The following is a 22,732-nucleotide window of genomic DNA, read 5'->3' as shown; positions in this document are numbered from 1 at the left end:
CGGCGTAGACTTTTGCCAATTTAGCTCGTAAGTTGCATTGGAGCTTGTCACACGCTCTATGCCCACGGAGACCTCACTCGGCGATTGCCCATTCTGCGAGACCCAGATACCATCGGGAGTGGTCCTGATTGAATACGAGGACGGAGTCTTTGCAGAGTGTCCATCCTGTGGCGACCCAGTTCACCCGAGCGAGTAATTCTGTGTATCTCCACACCCTTCCGAGACTAAACAAGTACTAAGTTCTCGTTCCGATATAGCACGGTTAATGGACATAAGCGAGATGCCTGTCCGTGCTCGACCCGACGGCCTCCACAAGATCTGCGGCGATCTAAAGGGGCAAACAGCCACACAGGAAGAACTCACAGAGGACTCTATCGGAGACTCCGAGTTCGTCGCCGAGCACCTCAGGTATGGAAAGCTCCTCGGTTTCATCCAACAGGGAAGTAGCGAGTACTCCTTGACCGAACGGGGGGTGAGTCTCGCATATGAACGGGGTGTTGCTGGTTCCACGGAACCATTCTTTCTGGATGGGCTACTGGAGGACCACCTCTATGCGGAGTTTTCCGAGTATCTAGGCGATGAGGAGCGACCCGATCCAAATGAAATTACTGAGTCTGAGGTTCTCAGGGTTATCCGGCTGAACTACGAACTGAATGGAGTAGAAGAACCAGACCTACAGTCTGGTGTTCGGACCTACTTTCTTACACTGGATGCTGCTGGTCTCGGAGAATACAAACTCGCAACCGCCAACACTGAACACCGGATTGTCTTTCGCGACGACATCACGATAGAGGATTTGGCAGACGGAGACGCCGACAGCCTGCGACGTCCTGGCGCCCGAGAGGTGGCCGACCCTTCCGAGATATTCCACGATGGTTTCGACGAGCAACTCCTGACCCGGATCTCCCCACAGTTCCGATACGGTCTCTTTCAGGACGCAGTGGGGACCGCGTACACCGTATTGGAGGACCGAATTCGGGACAAGGGGAATTTCTCTAACGAAGACCACGGACAAGACCTGATGTCCAAGGCATTCGATGGAGACAGTGGGCCTCTCGCCATGGGTAACGCTTCTGCCGAGAAGGAGGGATTCAAACTCCTCTACATGGGCGCTTACATGTCGCTCCGGAATCCACCGAGCCACCGGATTCTGGACGATATGAACAAACAACAGGCACAAGACGCTATCAGCATGGTCAACTTCCTCCTCACCCTTGTGGAAAACCAGAAATGATGAGCTTCACCGACAGATACTCACCATGGGACTCACTCACTGTAATTAAGTAACTATGGGCCAGGCAGAAGAACAACCACAACAGATCATCTCAGAAGAACGTTTCATTGAGAGCATGCGAGACTTCGGCTTAACCACTCTCGATGCCGTCAAAGAACTCGTTGACAATAGCTTTGATGCGAACGCTGAAAATGTGTGGATCACCGTCGGAAAGGACAGTGAGGGCCGACACTATCTCATCGTAGAAGACGATGGGAAAGGCATCCCGTTCGACAAGATGCAGGAAGTTCTATCATTTGGTGGACGTCTTCCCGGTCGCGAAGGCGAGGAGACCACCGGCAAGTACGGTTTTGGTCTTCCCTCCTCAGCCTTCTGTCAGTCGTCTCGTACGGAGCTTTACTCAATTTCGTCTGATGAGGACCGTGCTGATTTCGCGTTCAACACCATCGACGTTGATAACCTGAAAACCAATGGGGGCGAGCTCCCTTACACTCGGAGTAAGGACCTTCCGAGCAAGTACGATTTCCACATCGATTCGGGTATGGACAGCGGAACCGTCGTGATTATGGCGGATCTCATTCGCCCACAGTACAATACCGTCGATGGTCTGGCTAGAAACATCAAGAAGGACCTGGCAGAATTCCAGCGTGTTTTCCTCCGGAACGGAAAGACGATTGAAGTGAACGGTGAAGAGCTGGAGGCTGCTGATCCGCTAATGATGCACGAGGGATCAGCAGCGGTTGAAGAGTGTGGTCTCTCCGAGAAGTACGGTGAGATTGAACCAATTGAGTTTCCAGAGGAGGGAGAAGACGATGAGACGCCACAGGTCGAGGTCGAAATTCGCAAACTTCCCATCCAGACGATCGTCAAGGAGGAGCTCGAAGATAAGTACGAGATTGGCAAGGAGACACAGGGCTTCTATATCGTACGAAAGAACCGACAGATCGCCGGTGGACTCTCTCTCCACATGTTCACCAAGCACAGTAGGTACAACTACTTCCGAGGTGAAATTCGATTCCCACCTGCCCTTGACGAGAAGTTCGGAATACAGACGAATAAGAGCCGATTCTCCTTGGATCCAGACCTTCGCGACGAGATTGAGGATCGAGTAAAGACCGTTCTGACGGAACTCGGCAACGACATCTTAGAAGAGCGGGACAAAGCCCGTAGCGAACGGGAAAAGAAGAAAGCAGGAGACGAATCGACATCAGAAAAGGTGGCGAATCGGACCCTTCCAAGCCTCCAGTCCAGCGGTCACACACCGACGGAAGAGGAGAAAGAGGAACAACGTAAGGAAGTTGAAAAAGAAATTGAAGAGGTCAAAGACCGAGAAGACCTTTCTGAAGAAGAAAAACAGAGTAGGATAGAACGGCTCAAAGACCGGTTAGACCGGGAGTCAATAAACCGGAAAATCGAGGTTTTGGGTAGCGGACAGTTCTATGAGATGACCCACAAGGGGAACCAGATTGATGTGACGATCAATCAGTCCCACAGCTTCTACGACAAAATATATCGGAAGGCACGAGAGGAGGACGACCCCGAACTCCAGACGTACCTCGAACTCCTAATCTTCAGCTTGGCTAAAGCTGAGGACGCCAAACACGATCAAGAACAAGTTCGAAGATTCTATGACCAGGAACGATTCATGTGGTCTATGATTATGCGGTCGTTCCTTGAAGAAGCAGACAAGGAGTTCGAAGACGAGTAACTCTCTCTATACGGATTCAATCAGACTTCCCGGACGGGAATCCGATCCATTTCGAGGAGTGAGTGTTCTATCTCGCACGTCGGACACTGGAACTTGCATCTCTCACCGTTGACTTTCCCGAGATAGGGATGCCCACTCACTGGTTTCAGCTCAAAGCCAGGATGCATAGAATTCTTCGCGTAGACCTCGTCTCCCTTCCCGAATCCATGCTTGAACTCTCGCCCACAATTCTTGCACTGGAACTTGACTGTGAACACTATATCTTCGGGATTGTAGTCTGCTCTGTCCTCGTAGCGAAAAGTGTACTGGCAGTTATCACAGGTATCACTATTGTACGTCTCTTCCTCACCACACTCCGGGCATCGTCCCATTATCTCTTGTAGTCCGGTCGAGACTGTTATTGTACCGATAATATACATTGATATGCCAACCTCCGGAAGCCATGCGTGTGTCAGTAGACGAGTTCGAAGCGGCAGTCGAGGAAGCGATTGGCCAAGAGATCTGGGTTGATGACTCAGTCGGTGACGACCTCGGGTGGTTCTTTGTCGAGACCGAGCTGGAGTTCCAAGGAGAGACCTTCGACGCCGAAGTCGATTTCAATCTCTCTGAGGACGACATCACGGTACTCTACGCGGAGATACCAATCGACAGTGAACGTGAGGCGATCTTAGAGGAGGAGACACAACCACTCGACGGTGAACTAAGAGAATACTATCCTGAGGAGAACGAGCTTGGTGACCTCGTCCCACAACTACGGGATGTCCACGACGACGTCTTCGGTGGCAGGTAAACCAAATTTATAATCTGACCGTTGGTGTAGCGAAATAGACCTCACTACGGCTATACCTCGGCAAGTGCGAGAACTAAGACGATAGTGAGGGCGTGGGAGACCTCTTCTGCACGTCCTTTACAGACATTCAGATTATTCGTTAAGCTGCTTAACCGAATCTGGTGTATGGAACGTCGGTGAACACCCATAACAGAGTCCACTTGATTCAGGTCTGACGCAGGAAAACTAGCCCCACCACAATAATCCCAAGCAGGGCTCCAGTAATTAGCGAAGTCCAATAGAAGCCACCGTTGTCTGTGGGGATCAGTAGTTCGTCTCCGTTATCGGACTGTCCAGCCGAGACGATAGTGAAGGTGTGTTCCGACCACGCCGAGTTGGAGAACTCGATGGTCCCGTTCGTCGCGGTTTTGTTCTCTACCAGCTCACCATCTCGATACACCTCGTAGGGGGTCGAGTCATCCAACCCGGAGACCTCGAAGGCCACGTTCCCAGTGGAGGCGTTGACGGTGACGTTCTCCACCTCGTTGCCGGTTGTCGGATTCGGATTCATAGTCACTTCACTGGTATCCGCTGCCACCGAGAGGTCGCCCACAGTCGCGTTGGCTTGGCTGGCAACGCGATACGAAACGTTAGAGTTCCGTTCCAACGTCGCCTGTTCTCGCACCGAGACGCTGGCACTTGTGGTCTCGGGGATCACCTGATACTCGCCACTGGCGTACGAGAGCGCGACTCCTTCACCGACGAGTCGATATTGCGGCTTGTAATCGTAGACGTACTCGACCTGACTACCGAGCGACGCCACGCTGGAATTGACGGAGAACTTCTTCACAGGTTGATTCCCATCGTAGCTCTGTCCTCCGACTTCGAGAGAGTGGTCCAGGTCGATATCGCTCTTGTTCGTGGTCACATCGGAGACGACGACTTCTTTGTTGGGGTGCTTCCACGCAGACCGCCACCAGAGGTTAGTCTGATTTACTCGGAGGCCCTCGTTATCTTTGAACCACTGGAAGTCGTCTTTTCCGGTATCCGCGAACTCGGTCGGTAGCCATCCCTGTTCGTAGTTATCGAATTCGCTATCCGTATCGTCGAACTCAATCGGTTCGTCAAGTGGAACGGTGATATTCGCACGTCGCGTCTGGCTATTATCGTAGGACCACGCTCTCTGGGTCTCGTTGTACGTATCGATCGCGTCGACATTCAGATGGCTCTCACCCGCCTCCATGTAGATCTCTTGTATCGCCGGATAATCGGCGAGACTATCGGAGCCACCACCGTTTCCGTGTTCCCAGGCGACGACCCCGGTGTTCATAATAGTCGTTCCATCGGGGAGGTGCGAGAAGTTATCTCCGTAGACAACTTTCCCGGTGGGGGTGTTCGAGTTGTCCGGATCATCGAGAATATCACTTGGGTCACTATGGATGTGGCTCGTAACGATGAGGTCAATTCCTCCATTCTTTGAGAGATCGAGGAACTTATCGGTCATCGCTTGGGAGCTCGGTTCGTCCGCACCCCACCAACTTTCTGTTCTTTGGGTGGTATTGTAGAGCTGGTTGTGAGTAAGCAGAACGACGTTGTTATCGTTCTCTTTGTGATATTCGACGCGTGGTTCGAGCCAGTTATCAATCCACGATTGGGTCGTTGTCGGTGCTCGAATCTGATCTCCTTGTGCGTAGTGCGTGTCCCACTCACCGTGTGGGGCGTCCAGCGCGGGCATGAAGATGAAGGCCGTATTTCCTTCTTGGACTTCATACAGAGGCGACGTCTGGTTGTGGGTCTGCATCTGGTCCATGTAGTTCCACCCGTAATCTTCACCACCGGTGAAACTATCTCGGTCTTCCTTGTCGACGAACCCGTCGTGTGACCCACCAGGAGTCATATAGACCCGTTTGGCGGGGTTGTTCGATGTCCATTTAGAATAGTTCTCGAAGGTGTTCTCCCATGACCTCGCACTGGAATCTGAGGTCATATCACCGTTATTCAGGATGAAGTCGTAGTCCTGTTTATTGATATATTCAGTCGTATCTTTGATATCATCGGCAGCTCCATCACCCTCTCCAACGTTCCCGTGGTGCTGGTCACTAATCAACAAGACTTCTTTCGTCGTATTAGTTGGATCCGTCTGCGCTGTCGCCGTCTCTGCGAATCCGACGGGACCAATTGCCCCGGCAACTAAGATCATCGTAAGTGCCAGTGCTCGTTTCATCTATTCCCTCCTGATCCGAATCGCGACTAGACCAACAACTACAGCGGCCACCGTACCCAGAACCACGAAGAGCGGGTTGAGTACCACACCGAATATTTCGAATCGTGGGTCATCAGTCGGGAGTAGTGTAGTGTCTGGGTCATCATCAGACGTGCCACTCAGAGCCGTTACTTTGAACGTGTGTTCGGACCAGTTGGAGTCTTTGGTGACAGCTATCTCACCAGTGGAGTTCGCCGTGAGAGTCGTGTAGTTCTCACCGTCCTGTTGGATCTGGTAATCTTCGCCAGCAACCAGTCCCCCTATCGTCACCTCCATCGTTCCGGACGGTTGGTCAACAGTGAAGTTCGTCACCGTCTGATTACTCGTCTCGAAGGCGTGCACCGTTAGATTCGACTCTTGGGAAGTCTCGATAGAGAAGTTGTCACTGATCTCTTTCTGTTCTCCGATAGCGTTGAATCGATCAATCGGTGAGTTACTGTTGACCCTATACTTGACCCCAACGTGAATCCCGGAGACCGGCTCCTTTGCCACCCCAACACCACTCAAGACTGGGACTTCGGAAACCGTTCCGGACATGTCGGCGCTCACTCGGAAGGAATTACTCGCTTGGGAGAATCCAGAGACGTGGTACTCGGTGGCGGAGTCGTTGAGAGATATCGAATTACTCGTTTCCTCGTAGGTTCCGTCACTGTCAGGATCGGATTCAACGACGACGTTCGTGGTTCCACCGTTGAGCTGGGCGTCGACATCTCCCAGAACGACTTGATCTTTCTGGAGAAGTGAGGTTGACTTGGGCTGAGTCGTGATATCCCCAGTTGTGTCGGACAGGTTCTCTATCTCCTGCTGATTCATCACTTTGTTGTAGAACTGGACCTCATCGACATTCCCATCGAAGTACTGAGCCTTCTCATTGGGATAATCCGGTCCAGTTCGATATCCGATAGTCGTCTTCTCTCTAACGCCGAAGTCACCGGGCGTTGCACTGGTGGTGTTCTTCAGCTCGCCGTCCATGTAGAGGCGAGTCTCGTCATTCGGGTCGTCGTAGACGGCGGTGAGGAGGTGATAATTCCCATCTGCGTAGGCATCAGTGTCCCAAGTCAATTTTGCCGAATCAGTACCGACGACGTCGAAGACGAGACCACCTTGCTCTTCTTCGTTCTTCCAGAGCGACCAGCCGTTCCACGTTCCACCGGGGTCACGCTTCTCGATGATGGTCGTCTTTCCGGTCGTGTTCGTCGTCTTGATCCAGATAGAGACGGTGAACGACGAGTTCCCGAAGTTATGCTCGTTGACGTCCGTGATATTAATCTCGCTCTTATCGGTACTCGATACACCGAGTGCCGAGGTAGAGTAGACTCCGTTCTCGTCGTAACTCACTCCAGCAGTCGAACCAGAAGCGAGTCCTTGGGTATCCGTGAGTGTTCCCGAATCCTCGTCCATGGTGTAGTAGGAGACGAGATCCGTGTCGTCTGACGGATTCCCGATCTGGACACTGCTGGCACTTCGGTCTCCAACAGATTCGTGAACGACACCAGATTCGTCTTGGAGACTATCCCAATCAGTCGAGTTATTCCATGCGTCTTCCGTGCTTGCTGCCGCGACAGGCATCGACGCCAATGGCCCCAAAACCGAGAGGACCATCAGGCCTGCGAGCAGCGTTGCCACTGTGCGTTTCATAGTTTATTGTAGGTTCTTGTGTTACTTAGCTGACATTTCTGGAATGTAGTTACGGGGGCGTAACTAGATTTATAATCAGAACATTGGTGGTGGCTTCCACAGTGCCGGGGTATAGGGGTAGTCACATCCCGAACACCCATCCATCCCGGAGACGACGTCTCCACCGTTCATACGTAGTCCTCCAACAGTCCTACGGTAGTTCGGACGCTCCTGATAGAGACTTCACCAGCCACTACAAAGGCGACGAGCGTCGAGCCGGCTGCCACTAGATAGCGACCCAGACCCATATTGTAGGGAACGATCTCTCCGCTGACGGTGAGATACCCAATCAACGGTTCGGCCAACACAGGACTCAGGAAGACCTCGATGAAGGAGGCGAATCCGAGGAAGCCCACCACTGACACAAGGACAATCTTCGCCCCAAGCCAGGCTCGATCCGATCCTTTCGTCGATCCCATCCCAGCTACACCCATCCCCGTCTGGGCAGACACAGTCGCCAATACTTCCGGGATCGTATGGAGTGAGATCGCTGCTCCGAAGGCGATGAACGGTCCGAATAGCGGGTTCCCCGTCGTAATCACATAGCGAAGGAACAATCCGAGATACGCGGCGAGTATCAACCCAATCTTCACCCCACCAATCATCGCAAGCGGAATCCCAAGTCCTCCTACGAGTCCACCGATAAAGGCGAAAGAGCCACCGAAGACTGTGATCTCAGCATTATTCACGTAGATGTCCCACGTGTAGCGGATGGCCGGACCGAGTTGCTCACGAAGATTCCTCAATGGCGATTCCAAGATCGGGATGGAGAGACCGAGGACTGCTTGGTGTTGTTGGATACCGGAGAACGCGACCGTGAGATAATAACCAAAGTTCTCATCGATGGCGGCCATATTCGGGTGAATTCCGATGAGGGTTGCACCACCGAGTCCGATACCCAGTGTTGCAGCGAGGAAGATCCCACCACTTCGAATGAGCTGGGTCTTCCGACCACTCGCGTTCTGTAAGGTTCGTATCCACAGTGGTCCGAGGAATATCGCGAAGAGGATTCCGACGACGTAGGTGAGCCGGAAGTTTCCGAATATCACCGAGTCGAAGACCCAGAACGGCTCGATGATGTTATTCCCGAGCCACACGAGCGGGAAGGTGAGGAGTGCCGACCCGTAGAAGATGTACCGTTCTTCGTAGCGAAGCGCCGACCGGACTTTCTGGACGTGATAGCCATCATCCAACGGTGTGTCCATCGCCACGAAGAACAGCGCGAAGAGGAGGACACACAGACCGAGGACGATCATATACTACTCACCACCCTCGTCAACGAGAACCCACCACGGAGCCATCGCCACCAGATCACACCGGAGAGACCCACCAACAGGACTCCCCACGGCACCAGTCCGAGTCCGGTTATGAGGAGCGCTCCGTCTATCGAGACGAGGAGCTTCGTCCAGAACGGCAATTCGTAAAGTCGCTTTACGAATATGACGTCCGGCAGCCACGCGATTCCCAGGTGGTGTAGCCACAGTGCAGCGAAGAGACCCGTCCCGAGGATTCCCTGTATGAGGATATAGACACCGGGATCATCACCGAAGGGAAGGAACGAGGACCACGTGTTAGTGAAGAAGGTCAGGCTATCACCACTACCCAGAATGAAGCCACTACTCCGAACGCTGGAGACGGTGATGGGCTTCTTGACCTCGGTGCCACCATAGGAGGCAACGACGGTGATCGGTTGGCCCGTGTAGTTCTCTTGCTTCACGGAGAAATCCCAGGTGACCGAGCCACCTGACGTGACAGTCCCCGATTCCTTCCCGGAGGTCAACTCGACTATCGACTCGTTGTATTCCAATCGGTATTCTATCGAATCATCAGAGACGGCTTTGAACGTCTGAGTCGTCGTGAAGAACTGGCTCGACGTGGAGTAGGACCCCTTGCCCTGGATTGCGACCTTATTCGAGGTGACATCCCACTGCTGGTCATCGACCGTGTTGGAGGTCGTGTTCTCGACGACACCGACCACGGTGTGGTCTCCGGCTTTTTCGAAGGTGTGGGTATAGGAGTAGGGACCAGACTCGGAGACGGACTCGTTCTTGACGAGAGTGTCGTCGACGTACCACCGAACTTCACCAACCGTTTGGTTCACGTTCTCTATCGTGTACGTGTCCTTCGAGCCGATGACCGTCTGGACCTGGGTCTCCGTCGTCTCTCGGTCGGCTACAGTTGCCGACGATGAAGTGATGTTCGGTGGTGGCTCGACGTAGCTCTGGTAGTTCAGGTCATACCCGGACAGCTTTGGCGTTCTAAAGCCTCCCGTGCTGAGGTCGAATAGAACCTCGACGTTCTCGGTCGAGTAATCGGCACTCACCGACGAGAGATCGAGTGTAGCGTTCGGTTTGACACCAGTCTTGGAATACTCGACGTTCCCGTTCTTATCCAAGACGGTGACATCGATATCTTCCCCACCGGGCGTCCCGTTGAAGGTCAAGTTCTCGAACGATTGAACACTCCCAGCATTGACAGTCGTGGAGGAAACGGTTCCCGAGTCGTCGTAGTACTCGTAATCCCAAGAGACGTCGGTGACTTTCGGATTCGCACTCCCTCCTCGGATTTTGTAGTTGTCGGTGAGGACGACGCGATAGTCGATAGACTCGACGAAATCATAATCCGATCCGAGATTCACCGTATTCGAGAACGACCCGTAGCCAGCGCCGTAGGAATCGAGAGTCTCCCACTTGCCGTTCTTGTTCTCTGCTTGAAGTTCGATACGACCACTCGACCCTTTGAACGCACTCGGCGCCTCACCAGACCAGGAGATTCCTTTCAGGTCGTGATTCGTGATTTCGGAATCGTTCGTGAGCGTTCGTTCGTAGCGAGCTTTCCCCTCACCATCACCAGCCCAGAGGTTAACTGGCGTTACTCCAGTGAGTTCATTATTGCTGTCCGTCGTGAATATCCGCTGTTCGTTCGGGTGATCGTTCCACAGTGCCGCGTATGATTCTCCATTTCCGGAGGTGAAGGTTCGAACGACGTCCCTTGACGACTTCTCGATTATCTGTATCTCTTCTTCACCATTCCCACCATCGTAGGAGATGATGAACCACACCGTTCCGTCAGGCCATTGCTTGATATCGAGACCACGTTGTTTGCCACCAGGAATATCTAAACGTGAAACGTAGTCGCCATTAGCAAGGTCAAGTTCTACAATTTCATTCTGATTTCCATTAATCACATACACATGGTCAGTGTTGGACTCATGGGGAGCCATTCCACGATTAGTTCCAGCACCAGAAAAGGTCGCAATGTTATCTTGGCTGCAACTGCTGTAATCGTATACGTAGAAATTACTCGTCTCGGCAACGACGTCTCGTCCATGGATAATCACCTCGCCGCCACTGAATCCATCATTCTTGGCGAGCCCACGAGGTTGTCCCGGAATGTTGGACGCGATATCACAACTTCCGAAGTAACCTGGTGGGTCTCCGGTGCCCTCGTATTTCCACAACTCGTCTCCCAGATACCACATATTCCCGTCAGCATAGGCTGAACCGGGTACCTGTCGTGATTCGGGGATTTCACTCCCTAGTCCAGTTCGGTCTCCCGAAGATGGACCACGCTTGAGTGAAATAGAAGACTGATCCGTCGAGAGGTCACCGTCACCATTGGTTACGTCACCGAAGCCACCCTCACTCGTCGTTTCGTCGTTGAACCGGAGGGCGATATCTGATTTCGTTCCGTTGTAGTCGTCCTGTTCGAGGTCGCCGGAATACGAGGACTGGGACCACTCGGTCGAGTGCGCTGGTCCATCACCGTAGGATTGTTGCACTGTCGCAGCGACGGCGAGACTACTAACCATCGCGAGTACGAGGGCGACGGTCACGAGCTTCTTCATTCGGGTCTCACCACCGGCTCACGGGCGTCCAGTCTTGGTTCGGGGGCGGGCTAGGGTTCATTGTAGCGATGCCTCTGGCCGCTGTGACACGGCTCAGAGGTAGGGGTTCAGTTAGCGGACGATCCGATGTTTCGACGACCGATGTTCACGACCCTCGCGACGTAGAGTCCGAGGTAGACCACACCAACCGAGAGGAGCACACTCAGTAGGAGCTCCGAGAAGTCGAAGGCGGTCTGGGTTCCAGCGATGATCAGGGTTAACGCGCTAAACACCATCATCCCGTTGGCGTCGTCGTAGAGTCCCGACTTCTCCGTAGCGATGTTGATCATCCCGAAGGCGATTGGCACTGCCACAACCCCTCCCATCAGCGTCAAGAATGGGAAGACTAGAACTCCACCAACTACTGGCACGCTTGACGGGAAGGTCAACTCGTAGACGAAGTTGGCGAAGCTCAGCTGAGCGAAGGTTAGCATCGAGAGGGCGAACATCGCAGTCGCTCCCATCGACCCCAACGACACTGATGCTGCCGCGAACCATTGGTAAAGGTTCTCCCCATCGTAGCTGAGTTGCCCTGGCCATTCCAGCGGGTTCGGGAGTGCGTTTCTCAGTGCCATTTTACATCAGGTCGGTTGAGTCGCTCTTCTTGTAGGTGAGTGCAGCACCACCGATTGAGAGCACAATTCCGAGGACGAGTGGGGTGAATCCGGGGAGACCCAGTCCGTCGACCACGATACTCGACCAGAAGGTGAACCCTTCGAGGACGTAGTCGGCCACCATCGTCAGGCCGACGATACCGCCACCGAGGACGAGAGCACTCATCCCCATACCACTGTAGGCACCGAAGCCAGCCATCGAAGAGGATCCGTCGCGACCGATTACAACGGCACCGACGGCGAGGACGGCGACGAGACCACCGAGGAGAGTGACCAGGAGGCCACCGGAGAGCGGGATCCCGATCAGCTGGTTGGCCGTTCCGGCGTTGTTCAGTGCGTAGCTGACGTTCGTGTCAGCCTCGACGCCGCCCTTCGGATCGTGGACGGACTCGACGACGACCGACTTGTTCTCGTTGGCGTTCTCGACGGTCGTAGTGAAGGTCAGGGTGTGAGTTCGAGTCGTGTTGTTCGCCTCCACGAGGTTGTACTTGTACCCCTTGTCTTCGTCACCGTCATCGAGGAAGTCACCGACGCCGTCACTCGACAGTTCGAGGACACCGGCACTCTCGTTCGTGGTTTCGTCGATATCCGTGAAGCCGGACTTATCGAAGGAGACAATGACCGAGTGGTCTTCGAAGTCGAGACTCTCGTAGGTGGTGTTATCTCGCGTAACCTCAACGGTGAACGTGGCGTTCCCGGTCTCGTTCGGAACGTACTCGCCAGTGGTCTCGTTGAACTCACCGTTATCGACGGAGATGTCCGTCATGAGGTGGTCGTTCTGGTCGTCCGTTCGGACTCGGAAGTCGTGGACTTCCGAGTCATCGTCGTCGGAGACCAGCTCGGTTCGATTCTCCATTCCGGCACCATCGGAGACGTTGATCGCGTCAGCGACGGAGCCAGTGGTGGAGACGTTATCGCTCACGTTGAACATAACGTCGTGGGCATCGATAGTCACCGAAGACGAGCCACCCGTCTCGTTGACGTAGTACCCGTCATCGACGACGTTCACCGAGGCTGTTCCCGACCCACTGGATGAATTAACCGTCACGTCGGCCGGAGTCACGTTCGTCGAGAAGAAGACGGAGCCATCTGCCGACACAGACTGGCTCTCCGTCATCCGTATGGTGACATTCTCGACTTCACTTCCTTCCTGCAGTTCCGTATAGTTCACTTGATCAGCGGTACTTGTAGTCTGCCCGTCGATGGCCTGCGTCTGCGAAGCAGCAGCAAGTCCACCGAAGGCTGACCCGACTACCATGACGGCTATGAGTGCCGCCAGTATTCTCTTATTCATCGTTGAATGCGTAGCTGAGGAGCAAGGTGACCAGCGCCACTCCACCGCTCAGACTGGAGATTGGCTCTGGATAGACGATCATCCCGAGTGCGATCAACCCCGCAACAATTCGGAGGTCAGATCGAGCGACCGGGAGGATCCCACTACTTGCTCTGAACGTTCCACTCCTCGTCGTCGAGGAGGACCGATTCCGTGCCCATGCTATTACTCCGATAACGACGATTCCGATCGCTCCCGCCACTAACGCGACTTGCCAGACTGGCGCACCGGAACCCAACGGATTGAATCCAACCTCGGATCCGAGTCCCAGGAGTCCCTCACCATCCGGCGACGTCCCGTAGTAATCGAACGTCGGATGACCACCGTTGTCGACCTGCTCGGCGTTGAGGGTAACAACAGTCGACGCCCCTGGAGCGAAGCTCTGGTTGAACGTCACCGTGTGTTCGTCGCCCTCCTGCACTCCGGCAGGATCGCTACTGATGATCATCCCGGACCACGTCGCGGTGACAGTGGATCCGTCGACCTCTGGAACAGAAGCGAAGCCGATGTTCGTTATCGTGACACTCGTCTCCTCACCCGACTCCACGTCGGAGACCATCACGGGGTAGGGGTACGCCGCAGCGTAGAGACTCGACCGAAGGTCATAGTGACTCTCGATCGAGGACACGTTCGCGGTGGTCTCCGAAGTGATCAATGACTCGTCGACATCGAACGCGTACGCATTGGAAGTTCCAGTGAGGCTCGTACGTACAGGAGAACCCAGTGCCGACTCGTTCTCCGCGACCAACACAGTCGCGTTCTGAACTCCGAACTGGGTGGCATCGAGGACGTGATCCGACGTCGTCACTGCAACGTCGGAGGTTCCGTCTGCAAAGCCACCGGAGACGGATTGGAGCGAGTTACTGAGGTTAACGCCTTCGACTGTTTCCTGAACAGTGTACGAACTGAGTGCATCCCGTGTTGAGGTGTCCACGTTTGGCGAGACGTACACTGTGTTCACGCCGAGTGAATCGAGTACGGCTTCGATGTCTCCGTCATCAAGGTCGGCAGAAAGCACCGGCGCAGACACTGTTTCGTCGCTCAGCGCGACGCCGACCTTCCGGTGGTCGGTCGTATTGTTTGCGACAACGAACGCAGTAGAACTCGAGTCCCAATACCGAATGGACGCAATGTAGGAGGTACTCGGAGTGTCAGTTGAGTCTACCTCCTGGACATTGAGCCCCAGGTCTTCGAGACCATCGGCGACCGTGTCGGTTTGGGTGCCGACGACGATCGCTCGATCTACGTCACGTTCTTTCAGCGTTTGGACGGTACTTGCTTCGACTCCAGACGACGGAGCTCGAACAACTGAGTAGCCGTGTTCATCCGCGATCGCGTTCGCGGTGAGTAACGCCGACGTTGAGTCGCCCGTCGCGACTACAACTGTCGAGTCAGTCTCCTGAGCAGCCACGGGTGTGGCTATTCCAGAGACCACGACAAGCATGAGCAACACAAGGGTTGCACTTCGGTTCATTTTGGGCTACTCAACCCAAACTACCCCGGAACTGGACTTATACGGGGTATTATAATAGGAATAAAACCGGATTACTCGTCAGCGAAGACGTCTATCATCCCTTCGACGATCATCGGATCGACGATTTGCTTCACCACGTCGTGCTTGTCCATATCGAACTTCTCCGCTGCGATATGGATAGCGACTGATGCCTCATCTTCTATCGACGCCGGCATCATCTGTCTCGTTTCCAGCGCGTTTAGCGAGACATCGAGCTCGTCTTCGTCGACGTGCTCGCTCCAGTCGACTTCGACATCAGGAAGTGAGAAGTCTTGCTCTTCTTCCTCCGTCTCCGGCGACGTCTCCGGTTCGGATTCGTTGATCCCGGAGAACTGGTCTTCCTGTCGCTCGACGTCCTCGAACGTGACACTGTCCCCGTTGCCATCCTCGAACTCGATATCGTCCCCTTCCTCTTCGACGATCTCGTCGTAGGCGTAGTGCTCGTTGAGGTATTCGAGGAACTCCCGTTCGTTCCAGTTCTCGTCGACACCCTTCTCCGCAGCCGTCCGAATCTCCGAGAGGGAGACACCCTCCATATCGGACAACTCCTCAGAGACGAATTTCTCCTGCCCCATACTGACGACCTTGGCAGTCGCTCCATTGGTGAGGAGGGAGACGATCTCGTCTATCATCTCGGTCTCCTCTTCCGTCGGCTTCCGACTGGTCCCTTTGTCTGCCAGACTGGACCGAATCGGATTGTCCTGTTTTACAGGAGTGAGCCAGCGACCGATGGTCGGCTTCGACTTTCCGACTTCCTCGGAGAGTTCACTGTGAGTCTTCTGGCGTTTGAGTCCATTACTCCGTTCTCCTGGAGGGAGAAGCCACGGGGCACAGATACTCGCCGTGTGACGAGCTCGCTGTTTCTTGTTCGAGGACTTCCGGAATTCGTTCGCGGTGATCATCTTGAGGATCTTGTCCGACTCGGGGATCGCAGACCCTCGCTCCTTGACGACGAAACACCGGACGCTCTGTGCATCGTTCTCGTTGAGAGCACGGAAGCGACGGTCGCCGTCGATGATATCGAATCCACTCCCGTTCGGTGTCACCTCAAGCGGCTTGTTGGGTTGTGTACCGATGGACCGACAGAATTCCTCCCAATCATCTTCGTCCTCGTCTTCGTACGGGTGGAGTTTGTCGCTCCGCTCGGGAGCGTTCAGTTCCTCGATCGCTATCTCTCGGAGTTCCATGTCGTCTTGGACTGCTTTACTCATCTTTCACACCTCGGAGAACTTCTTCCTCATCTGCTCGAATCTGTTCTGCAAGTGTCTCGATAGCTTCTCCGTAGACGTCGGCACGTTCGAGATCATACTTCTCCGTGAACGCATGGAGTTCGTTGAAGGCCGATTTCGGTGCTATCGTTCGAATTCGCGAGTCCTGTAGCTCTTGGTTCATTGGTACCACGCACCAAAGGCGCGTACTATACGGTACGGTACAGTACGACTTAGTAGTATCGTTTTACTTACATGTTTGTTGGGCATTGCAAGCCACTGGTCAGGTCCGGAGTTGGGATAAAAGAGAGATGAAGCGGATTATGCTCTAAATTACATAGGTCTATATAGATTCGGCATACCGAGTATCGACTTCATCGATCAAATCCGGGAATTCTCGTTGGAGAATTCGACGGTACTGTGGGAAATAGTAATCCAGAGGTGGAGCATCGTACTCGAAGTGATGTTTGAACACAAAGTAGTTCAAGTCATCACACTTCTCCGCGAAATCGAGGACTCTCTGTTGTTCTTCTTCGGTGAACTGCTCGAAATATCCATTCTTATCCATGGAACGATAGCCAACAGAGACAGACAAAGTAGTTACGGGGGCGTAACTACATTCAGTTCTTCATAGCACTCGTAGACCATCTCGGTCTTCTCGGTCGAGTGTATCATCCCTCCACACCGTTCTGCGACACCATACTCGACGAGCTTCGGGATGTGGTTATGATACGCAGACGGACCACAATCGTCGATGGGGATCTCTTCTCTGTTCGCGAGCTGTACGACCAGTTCCTGTCTCTCCGGATGACGGAGAATTTCAGCGACGTCCTCAACAGACAGCTCAGGCATCGAGTTCCTCCTGTGGTTCGAGCGATCCCATCTGTAACTCGGTGATATCCGCTTCTTGGAAGGCACACCAACCATCATCTCGAACGTATTGCCCGAAGTACCAATCTTCTCCTTCGAACGTGGTCGCCCGAATGACGACAAATACTGATCTCCCGTCCAGAGAGACCATGGCCTTGATTCGCACCGGATCTCCCAGTTCGAATCCATACTTCTCACAGAAGTGAGGTTCGTGTTCCTCGAATTCTTCTAATAGCTCGGGGATCGCCATGTGCATATATACTATTTCTTACATGTTATAGATTACTGAAAATCTCCCAGATTCGCCAGTTTTCCTACCGAAAACCTCCGAATTTGACGGTGGACGGCTACCGAAAATCTCGCATATCTCACGGAGACCGTACCGAAAACCCTGTGCCCGGCGTAGCGAAAATCCTACAGGAACACGGGGAACCCTACCGAAAATTCGATTCGACGTCCTCAGACCGGTAGCGAAAATCCTGAGCATCTCTCATACTGGGTACCGAAAATTCGTTAGGCCCATGGCAGCTCTTCGTCGATGTCGTCTTCGTCGTCTGAAGAACTGGTGTTGTAACTCGATGGTTGGGTCTTCGTGCGATCTCTACCTTGCCGGCAGTAGCCAGTCTTCCTTCGAAGTTCGAGATTCCTGATAGTATCTCGTTCGAGGTCGATGCTATCGTCCTGATTGGCTGCCTGACGCCAGTTGTCTTTGTCCTTGAACTTCTGTTTGATTCGCCACTTGTTTTCGTCCGAGATGTTCCCACAGTTCATACAGGCAACTGTGGAGGGAACCCATTCTGTCTCCCAACCTCGATTGCAGCTGTCTCGATTGAGTTCGTTGGCCTCTGTTGCATCAGCCCACCCCTCATTCGGGGGTTTACAGAAGAGACGATCGTCTCCTTCGGGGCCTTGCATCGTCTTGCAGTCCAGCGGATCTACCATTACCGAGGCCTACGGTCGATTTCGACTTACCTATAAGCGAAATTACAAGTCGATATAGCCCGTATGAATAGGTATGGGAGTCGTCGATATCGAGGCTGATACGTTGGAGAGTGACTGTGGGTATCAACCCGTGATCTGGTTCGACTGTCCCGGATGTGGCAAGAGGATGAAATCGACATGGCTTCTCTGGGAAGACGACGGGTCATGTTCGACCTGTAATACCGAGTTCCGATTCGAAGTCATCGGACACCTCGACGTCCTCTACAATCAACACGCCGTCTGGGCAGCGGACCAGGATATCAATCGCTCGGGAGACCTTCCAATCCCGTGCCAAGGGTGTGACGAGACTCTGAATCTCGGATGGTTCACACACAATACGGATTACTCGTGCAGTAACTGTGAGACACACCATCACCTGGAGATCGTCTTCGACCGGATCGGGAACGGGGTCGATACACAGGATGAGTTGTGTCTACTGTGTGAGGAGACGTCACCGATCGCTCGGATGGAGAACCACCACATCTCGTATGAGCCGGAGAAAGTCGTCCGTGTCTGTCGGCGGTGTCATAAACGGATTCACAAAGAAGACGGGTATCACGACGAGCTCGACCCGGAGACGATTCCGGATGGGTCAGTCGGTGATTTGGTGACGCATCCGTCGTAGTGTTCTAAAATTGGGGTGGACTGCTAGGACAGTCACCCACGAGAATATGGTCGGAAACACGTGTCCGAGACCATATTATACTATACGCCGAAGCGACTTAACCGAGGATTTTGTGTTTTAACACTGTAATTGAAATCATAGCCACGTGACAACAATAGAAATTAATGGCGCTATAACCAAATGACAATATTACAATATCCACCAACTCTTGCCAAGTCAGTAGTGCAATATCCACCACACCGTGCCAATCCAGTAGCAAAGTCCAATAAACAACAAAAAAACACGCCACCAAAATCTGCATAGGTACCACGTATTCTATGAATAACGCTGGCTCCCAGTTAGAATCGTCAGTATCGCCACTATGAGTTGTTCCTGACATGGTTAGCCCTCCGAAACCTCGGCGAGTTGGGCCTTCACGTATTCGAGGAAGTCCTCCGGTGTGTCTTCCGACGACAGAACGAACTCCAGAGCCATTCCGTAGACATCCTTCGGGTGGACGTCGTCGTAGAGGCCAGCAATTCGAGCGGCTTCACTCTGGACCTGCTTCGCCAGCTCGTCGTTCTTGAGGTTGATCCCACCAGGACTGAAGGGTCGGTCGTATGTTCCCGACATCAGTTGATCTCCTCCACTGGAGGAATCTTCCAATCTTCTTCCAAGTCCTTGCAGTTGCTCCAAACATCTATTCTCCCTAAACTGAGCACATCGGCAACCTCTCTTGCAGAGACATCCATGTCGAGTTCTTTTACGACATACAAAATCGCACCAGCGATGACTCCGTTCTGGGTCTTCCCCGAGAGGTCCTCATCGTATCTCTTGTGGAGTATTATGTTCGTGAGATTGTCGACTCTTTCGGGGTCTGGTGTAATCTCTGCCGCTCGCTTGATCAGCTCTGGGTTGATGTCCTCTTTGCCGTCGATACGCTCTTTCGGATCATTGAGTTTCTTGGTACTGTACCGAGTCCGTTTCCAGAGGTCTCTCCAGTGATTTTCTTTGATTCTGTACACTGCTTTGAGGGGGAATTCACCGAGTTCCTTGTATTCGGTTGTTGTCGGCGCCCGACCCAGTTCGTCGGCGACTCGTTCAAGATCTCGCTTTACAGCGTTGCCACTGATGGTTTCTTCTGACATTGTCTTACTCCTCCAGAGGTTGCGTTTCGGGGTACGGTTCGCCGGTCTCTGCATCGTAGGCCTGTATGGTTACACAGACCAGCCCTTCCATATCGTAGACTTCTCCAACTACGAATCCTGTTTCTGTGATTTGTGTCATTGTCTTAGTTCTCCTTCCTCTCCACAACGAGGACATTCAGCACACCTCACATCTGGAGCCGGAACGTAGATCATCTCACCTTCTTCCTCTCCGTATCCACATTCCGGACATCGGACCCAATGTCTCTCGAAATCTCTGTAAGTCATTCTATCATCTCGTTTCTGATGTCGTGTCGCTCCCGGATCTCTTGTCTCTCGTATTCTCCGGTCTCGCACCAGTCCTCGATAGTCAAACTCCCGTCATCATGAACCTTCACAGGGAGGGTCTTCGTTTTCCATGGTTCTTGGTCGTTGTATGGGTCTTCCCTCGTTACATCGTACACGATACACTCGGGCGCTTCCATCAGTTCGTACATCTCGCGGTCGATTTCTGGTTCGTCTATGTTCATGCAAACTCCCTCATCGGAATTCCGTCTCTCTTGGTGAAGTTCTCGTTGAACATACAGTAGAAGTTGTCTTCGTCGATCCCACCGATCGCCTCGACCACTTGCCACGTCCTGTACGACGAACACGTATAGATGCCCAACGCGAGGACATCCATCGTCGGGAACTCGTTCAAGAAGTCGCCATTACCCACGACGACTTGTTTGATCCCCTTACCACCCATCGAGAACGTGCCGTTGTGGTTGCTCTCGCTCAACCGTTGGCACATCTCGTTAAGCACCGTTACGATACCGTGCTCTTTAGAGATCGTATCCCAGTACTCTCGCTCGGTCCCGTCGAATCGTGATAGTCGGTCTTGCATTATTCCATCCCCGGCACTTGTTCGAGTATCGGACGCAGTTCGTCGTCCGTTACACCGGTCAGCTTCTTGTATTCTCTGACGACTTTGGAATCGTCTTTCCCCGTCGGCGACCGAGGGAAATTCGACCGGAAGTCGCACTCGTCGTTGGCCGAGTAGTAGAGTTCGTATCCGTTCCGGTTCTCGTAGATAAACTCGAACCCCTCTCGCACCACCGTGTAGAACAGCGCTGCCTTGTCCGTTCGGTGGATGAGGAGGTGGTCGTCGAACGTGGGGATATCGTCATCCCACATCTTGATCGGCATCTGTGCATCGTCATCGATCTTACCAACAAGACCGAGCGCTGTTTCGATCGATTTTGGTAACTTTTCGTTGATAGCCATTGTTGACACTCACCAGTGTTAACCGCGTACTATACGGTACGGTACGGTACGACTTAATAGTATCGTTTTGCTGACATAAATACACTTGTAGTAGTACAATTCTAAATTCACAAGTTGCTTATAGAATGGGCCTGAACACAGCCCTCCGATTTTCTTTTAAATACGTGTCCTTCCGACCTTGCGATGCTGTCTCCCGACGGGGGCAGTGGAGAACGAAAATGCAACTACCAAGAAACAAGCTGCCACAGGTAACGGAACAGTACCATAGCATCGCAGAGAAGGCGTATGATGAAGACCTCGCCAATATCCAACGGCTGCGATTCTTCATCAACACCCCTGAACTCGAAGCCTACGGAGAAGATCTACTCGGATACGGATACAACTACGACGGGACGTACACGCAGACCTACGTCTTCACCGAAGACAGCGATGGTGACCTCTACGTGCGACGTGCGTACACGATGACCCAAGAAAGTGAGGAAGGTCACGACGCCACTGGCTTCTCGACTAACCACAAGAACGTCGTCACCAAGACCTACGATGAACCGATTTGGGCAGTGGAAGAGTCTATGGAGGAGATGCTTCTATGAGGATCTGGAAGAAGGGAGGGCTGGTTATCTGTGAAGATGAACAGGCGTATCCAGCCCAACGTGAAATCGGAAAGAACGTCATCGACTTCAAGAAGGAGGACTTAGACCTCTTCTGGCGGTACACTGACGAGGACATCCCGAACGAGAATACTGCCTTAATCGAGGAAGATTTCGAGGTGTTACCAAACGTCGAGAAGGCACAAGACCAACATGGAAATCCGATTGGTGATATGGATGCAGTTCGGGAAGCACTCCGAGATGCAGAGGTAGTATACTCTCCCATCATCGGAGTCGAAGTCAACGCGACCTTCTATGGTCCACCCGTCGTGATCGAGGCTCCGATTCGTGAAGATGCTATTATCGACTACATCGACTGCCCCATGGAAATCGTCAACGTTGAGCTGTATGATAACCCGGGACCGATTTCGAGTCAATTAGTTCCACGAGACTCGGATTGGTTTCCAATAGAGGTCACCGAGGCCATAGTCGAAAATGCCGAATATTTTGTCATCCCCGAGCTCGCCAAGAATTATAACGGAATAGACACAGAAGACATCGAACGAAAATCATGGAGAGAAGCAGGCCACAATCAGAGGAAAAGATCAGACTCAGAGATAATCCCGACTGACCTACATTTACGGGAAGAAATATGATTCCCAGGATGAGAGAGACCCGTGGTGACCCAGTACTCATCGCGGAGTCCGTCTGCCCGGAGAACGTTGAGTCCTACCTTCGGAGGCAGGGTCTCTTCGATGTGGTGAACTCACCCGGCGTCTATAATGTGGAGTCTCCGGAGACGGCACGGGTGCGTCTCCTCGGAACAGGGAGCTTCCGTCGGTCCGATGGGACATTAGTCGATGAGCCCGAGTGGGATGACGTTGAGCTCGTCGCCTACACGACAGACGTCTTAGGCTGACCGGAAGCAGATCCCACATTTGTTGTGGTCTCCACGAGTGTTGATGACTTTGATCTCGTAGAGCTCCGGCGTGTAGCCACAATACGAATTCCGCGATTGGTGTGAGAACAGTGACGGCGAGTTCACGGATCGACAGACGGAGAGCCAGTGCCGAC

General features: G+C 53.2%; 28 protein-coding genes. 8 read left to right on the top strand and 20 right to left on the bottom strand.

The features are described from left to right. Positions 1-58: 58 nt before the first annotated feature. The 3 genes from P1K32_RS17860 (at position 59) to P1K32_RS02840 (ending at position 2,942) form a co-directional block, all read left to right on the top strand. The gene (locus P1K32_RS17860; protein ID WP_473092378.1) at positions 59-196 is read left to right on the top strand and encodes a DUF7837 family putative zinc-binding protein; all 138 of its coding nucleotides are present in this window, start codon (positions 59-61) and stop codon (positions 194-196) included. Between the two features lie 69 nt (positions 197-265). After that, positions 266-1,234, top strand: a complete 969-nt coding sequence (locus P1K32_RS02845; protein ID WP_276251211.1) for a TIGR02391 family protein — start codon at positions 266-268, stop codon at positions 1,232-1,234. A 55-nt stretch (positions 1,235-1,289) separates the two neighbouring features. Then, positions 1,290-2,942 (top strand): ATP-binding protein, encoded by a 1,653-nt coding sequence (locus P1K32_RS02840; protein ID WP_276251210.1) that lies wholly within the window; start codon positions 1,290-1,292, stop codon positions 2,940-2,942. 20 nt (positions 2,943-2,962) lie between these two features. Here P1K32_RS02840 and P1K32_RS02835 read toward each other — a convergent pair whose 3' ends face one another. After that, the gene (locus P1K32_RS02835) at positions 2,963-3,361 is read right to left on the bottom strand and encodes a hypothetical protein (RefSeq protein ID WP_276251209.1); all 399 of its coding nucleotides are present in this window, start codon (positions 3,359-3,361) and stop codon (positions 2,963-2,965) included. Between the two features lie 29 nt (positions 3,362-3,390). Between P1K32_RS02835 and P1K32_RS02830 the strand changes: the two genes are divergently transcribed. Next, positions 3,391-3,732, top strand: a complete 342-nt coding sequence (locus P1K32_RS02830; RefSeq protein WP_276251208.1) for a hypothetical protein — start codon at positions 3,391-3,393, stop codon at positions 3,730-3,732. Positions 3,733-3,937: 205 nt separating this feature from the next. Here the strand turns inward: P1K32_RS02830 and P1K32_RS02825 are convergent, their stop codons facing one another. The 12 genes from P1K32_RS02825 to P1K32_RS02770 form a co-directional block, all read right to left on the bottom strand. Continuing rightward, positions 3,938-5,935: a metallophosphoesterase family protein gene (locus P1K32_RS02825; protein ID WP_276251207.1), complete on the bottom strand. Its 1,998-nt coding sequence runs from the start codon at positions 5,933-5,935 to the stop codon at positions 3,938-3,940. Then, a complete protein-coding gene (locus P1K32_RS02820; RefSeq protein ID WP_276251206.1) occupies positions 5,936-7,612 on the bottom strand; it encodes a LamG domain-containing protein in 1,677 nt (558 codons plus the stop codon). A gap of 167 nt (positions 7,613-7,779) precedes the next feature. Further along, complete coding sequence (locus P1K32_RS02815) at positions 7,780-8,907, bottom strand: hypothetical protein (protein WP_276251205.1); 1,128 nt, start codon at positions 8,905-8,907, stop codon at positions 7,780-7,782. Continuing rightward, the gene (locus P1K32_RS02810) at positions 8,904-11,498 is read right to left on the bottom strand and encodes a YncE family protein (RefSeq protein ID WP_276251204.1); all 2,595 of its coding nucleotides are present in this window, start codon (positions 11,496-11,498) and stop codon (positions 8,904-8,906) included. Before P1K32_RS02810 ends, P1K32_RS02815 begins: the two co-directional genes overlap by 4 nt. A gap of 107 nt (positions 11,499-11,605) precedes the next feature. Continuing rightward, a complete protein-coding gene (locus tag P1K32_RS02805; RefSeq protein ID WP_276251203.1) occupies positions 11,606-12,112 on the bottom strand; it encodes a hypothetical protein in 507 nt (168 codons plus the stop codon). Position 12,113: 1 nt separating this feature from the next. After that, positions 12,114-13,250, bottom strand: a complete 1,137-nt coding sequence (locus P1K32_RS02800; RefSeq protein ID WP_276251202.1) for a hypothetical protein — start codon at positions 13,248-13,250, stop codon at positions 12,114-12,116. A gap of 187 nt (positions 13,251-13,437) precedes the next feature. Beyond that, the gene (locus P1K32_RS02795; protein ID WP_276251201.1) at positions 13,438-14,958 is read right to left on the bottom strand and encodes a hypothetical protein; all 1,521 of its coding nucleotides are present in this window, start codon (positions 14,956-14,958) and stop codon (positions 13,438-13,440) included. A 71-nt stretch (positions 14,959-15,029) separates the two neighbouring features. After that, positions 15,030-16,208 (bottom strand): ParB N-terminal domain-containing protein, encoded by a 1,179-nt coding sequence (locus tag P1K32_RS02790; protein WP_276251200.1) that lies wholly within the window; start codon positions 16,206-16,208, stop codon positions 15,030-15,032. Then, complete coding sequence (locus P1K32_RS02785) at positions 16,201-16,389, bottom strand: hypothetical protein (RefSeq protein ID WP_276251199.1); 189 nt, start codon at positions 16,387-16,389, stop codon at positions 16,201-16,203. Before P1K32_RS02785 ends, P1K32_RS02790 begins: the two co-directional genes overlap by 8 nt. A gap of 416 nt (positions 16,390-16,805) precedes the next feature. Further along, complete coding sequence (locus tag P1K32_RS02780) at positions 16,806-17,057, bottom strand: hypothetical protein (RefSeq protein WP_276251198.1); 252 nt, start codon at positions 17,055-17,057, stop codon at positions 16,806-16,808. Next, a complete protein-coding gene (locus tag P1K32_RS02775) occupies positions 17,050-17,325 on the bottom strand; it encodes a hypothetical protein (protein WP_276251197.1) in 276 nt (91 codons plus the stop codon). The genes P1K32_RS02780 and P1K32_RS02775 overlap by 8 nt, the downstream gene beginning before the upstream one ends. A gap of 263 nt (positions 17,326-17,588) precedes the next feature. Next, entirely contained in the window at positions 17,589-17,846 is a 258-nt protein-coding gene (locus tag P1K32_RS02770) for a hypothetical protein (protein WP_276251196.1), read from the bottom strand. 244 nt (positions 17,847-18,090) lie between these two features. Between P1K32_RS02770 and P1K32_RS02765 the strand changes: the two genes are divergently transcribed. Then, positions 18,091-18,681, top strand: coding sequence for a hypothetical protein (locus tag P1K32_RS02765; RefSeq protein ID WP_276251195.1), 591 nt, complete (start codon positions 18,091-18,093; stop codon positions 18,679-18,681). Positions 18,682-18,778: 97 nt separating this feature from the next. Here the strand turns inward: P1K32_RS02765 and P1K32_RS02760 are convergent, their stop codons facing one another. The 7 genes from P1K32_RS02760 to P1K32_RS02730 form a co-directional block, all read right to left on the bottom strand. After that, positions 18,779-19,060, bottom strand: coding sequence for a hypothetical protein (locus P1K32_RS02760; RefSeq protein ID WP_276251194.1), 282 nt, complete (start codon positions 19,058-19,060; stop codon positions 18,779-18,781). 2 nt (positions 19,061-19,062) lie between these two features. Further along, complete coding sequence (locus tag P1K32_RS02755; RefSeq protein ID WP_276251193.1) at positions 19,063-19,293, bottom strand: hypothetical protein; 231 nt, start codon at positions 19,291-19,293, stop codon at positions 19,063-19,065. Further along, the gene (locus P1K32_RS02750) at positions 19,293-19,808 is read right to left on the bottom strand and encodes a hypothetical protein (RefSeq protein WP_276251192.1); all 516 of its coding nucleotides are present in this window, start codon (positions 19,806-19,808) and stop codon (positions 19,293-19,295) included. The genes P1K32_RS02755 and P1K32_RS02750 overlap by 1 nt, the downstream gene beginning before the upstream one ends. Positions 19,809-19,812: 4 nt before the next feature. Next, positions 19,813-19,947, bottom strand: coding sequence for a hypothetical protein (locus tag P1K32_RS02745; protein ID WP_276251191.1), 135 nt, complete (start codon positions 19,945-19,947; stop codon positions 19,813-19,815). A gap of 142 nt (positions 19,948-20,089) precedes the next feature. Next, positions 20,090-20,335 (bottom strand): hypothetical protein, encoded by a 246-nt coding sequence (locus P1K32_RS02740; protein WP_276251190.1) that lies wholly within the window; start codon positions 20,333-20,335, stop codon positions 20,090-20,092. Continuing rightward, the gene (locus P1K32_RS02735) at positions 20,332-20,691 is read right to left on the bottom strand and encodes a hypothetical protein (protein ID WP_276251189.1); all 360 of its coding nucleotides are present in this window, start codon (positions 20,689-20,691) and stop codon (positions 20,332-20,334) included. Before P1K32_RS02735 ends, P1K32_RS02740 begins: the two co-directional genes overlap by 4 nt. After that, positions 20,691-21,071, bottom strand: coding sequence for a hypothetical protein (locus tag P1K32_RS02730; RefSeq protein ID WP_276251188.1), 381 nt, complete (start codon positions 21,069-21,071; stop codon positions 20,691-20,693). Before P1K32_RS02730 ends, P1K32_RS02735 begins: the two co-directional genes overlap by 1 nt. Before the next feature lie 218 nt (positions 21,072-21,289). Between P1K32_RS02730 and P1K32_RS02725 the strand changes: the two genes are divergently transcribed. From P1K32_RS02725 to P1K32_RS02715, 3 genes are read left to right on the top strand one after another with little or no spacing between them, the layout of a single operon-like run. After that, complete coding sequence (locus tag P1K32_RS02725) at positions 21,290-21,661, top strand: hypothetical protein (RefSeq protein ID WP_276251187.1); 372 nt, start codon at positions 21,290-21,292, stop codon at positions 21,659-21,661. Beyond that, positions 21,658-22,314: a hypothetical protein gene (locus P1K32_RS02720; protein WP_276251186.1), complete on the top strand. Its 657-nt coding sequence runs from the start codon at positions 21,658-21,660 to the stop codon at positions 22,312-22,314. Before P1K32_RS02725 ends, P1K32_RS02720 begins: the two co-directional genes overlap by 4 nt. 8 nt (positions 22,315-22,322) lie before the next feature. Further along, the gene (locus tag P1K32_RS02715; RefSeq protein WP_276251185.1) at positions 22,323-22,577 is read left to right on the top strand and encodes a hypothetical protein; all 255 of its coding nucleotides are present in this window, start codon (positions 22,323-22,325) and stop codon (positions 22,575-22,577) included. Positions 22,578-22,732 lie beyond the last annotated feature (155 nt).

Source organism: Haloarcula rara (assembly GCF_029338235.1).
In the GTDB taxonomy this organism is placed as follows: domain Archaea; phylum Halobacteriota; class Halobacteria; order Halobacteriales; family Haloarculaceae; genus Haloarcula; species Haloarcula rara.
Note: the sequence above shows the minus strand (reverse complement) of the source record. Positions and strands in the feature narration are given on the sequence as shown.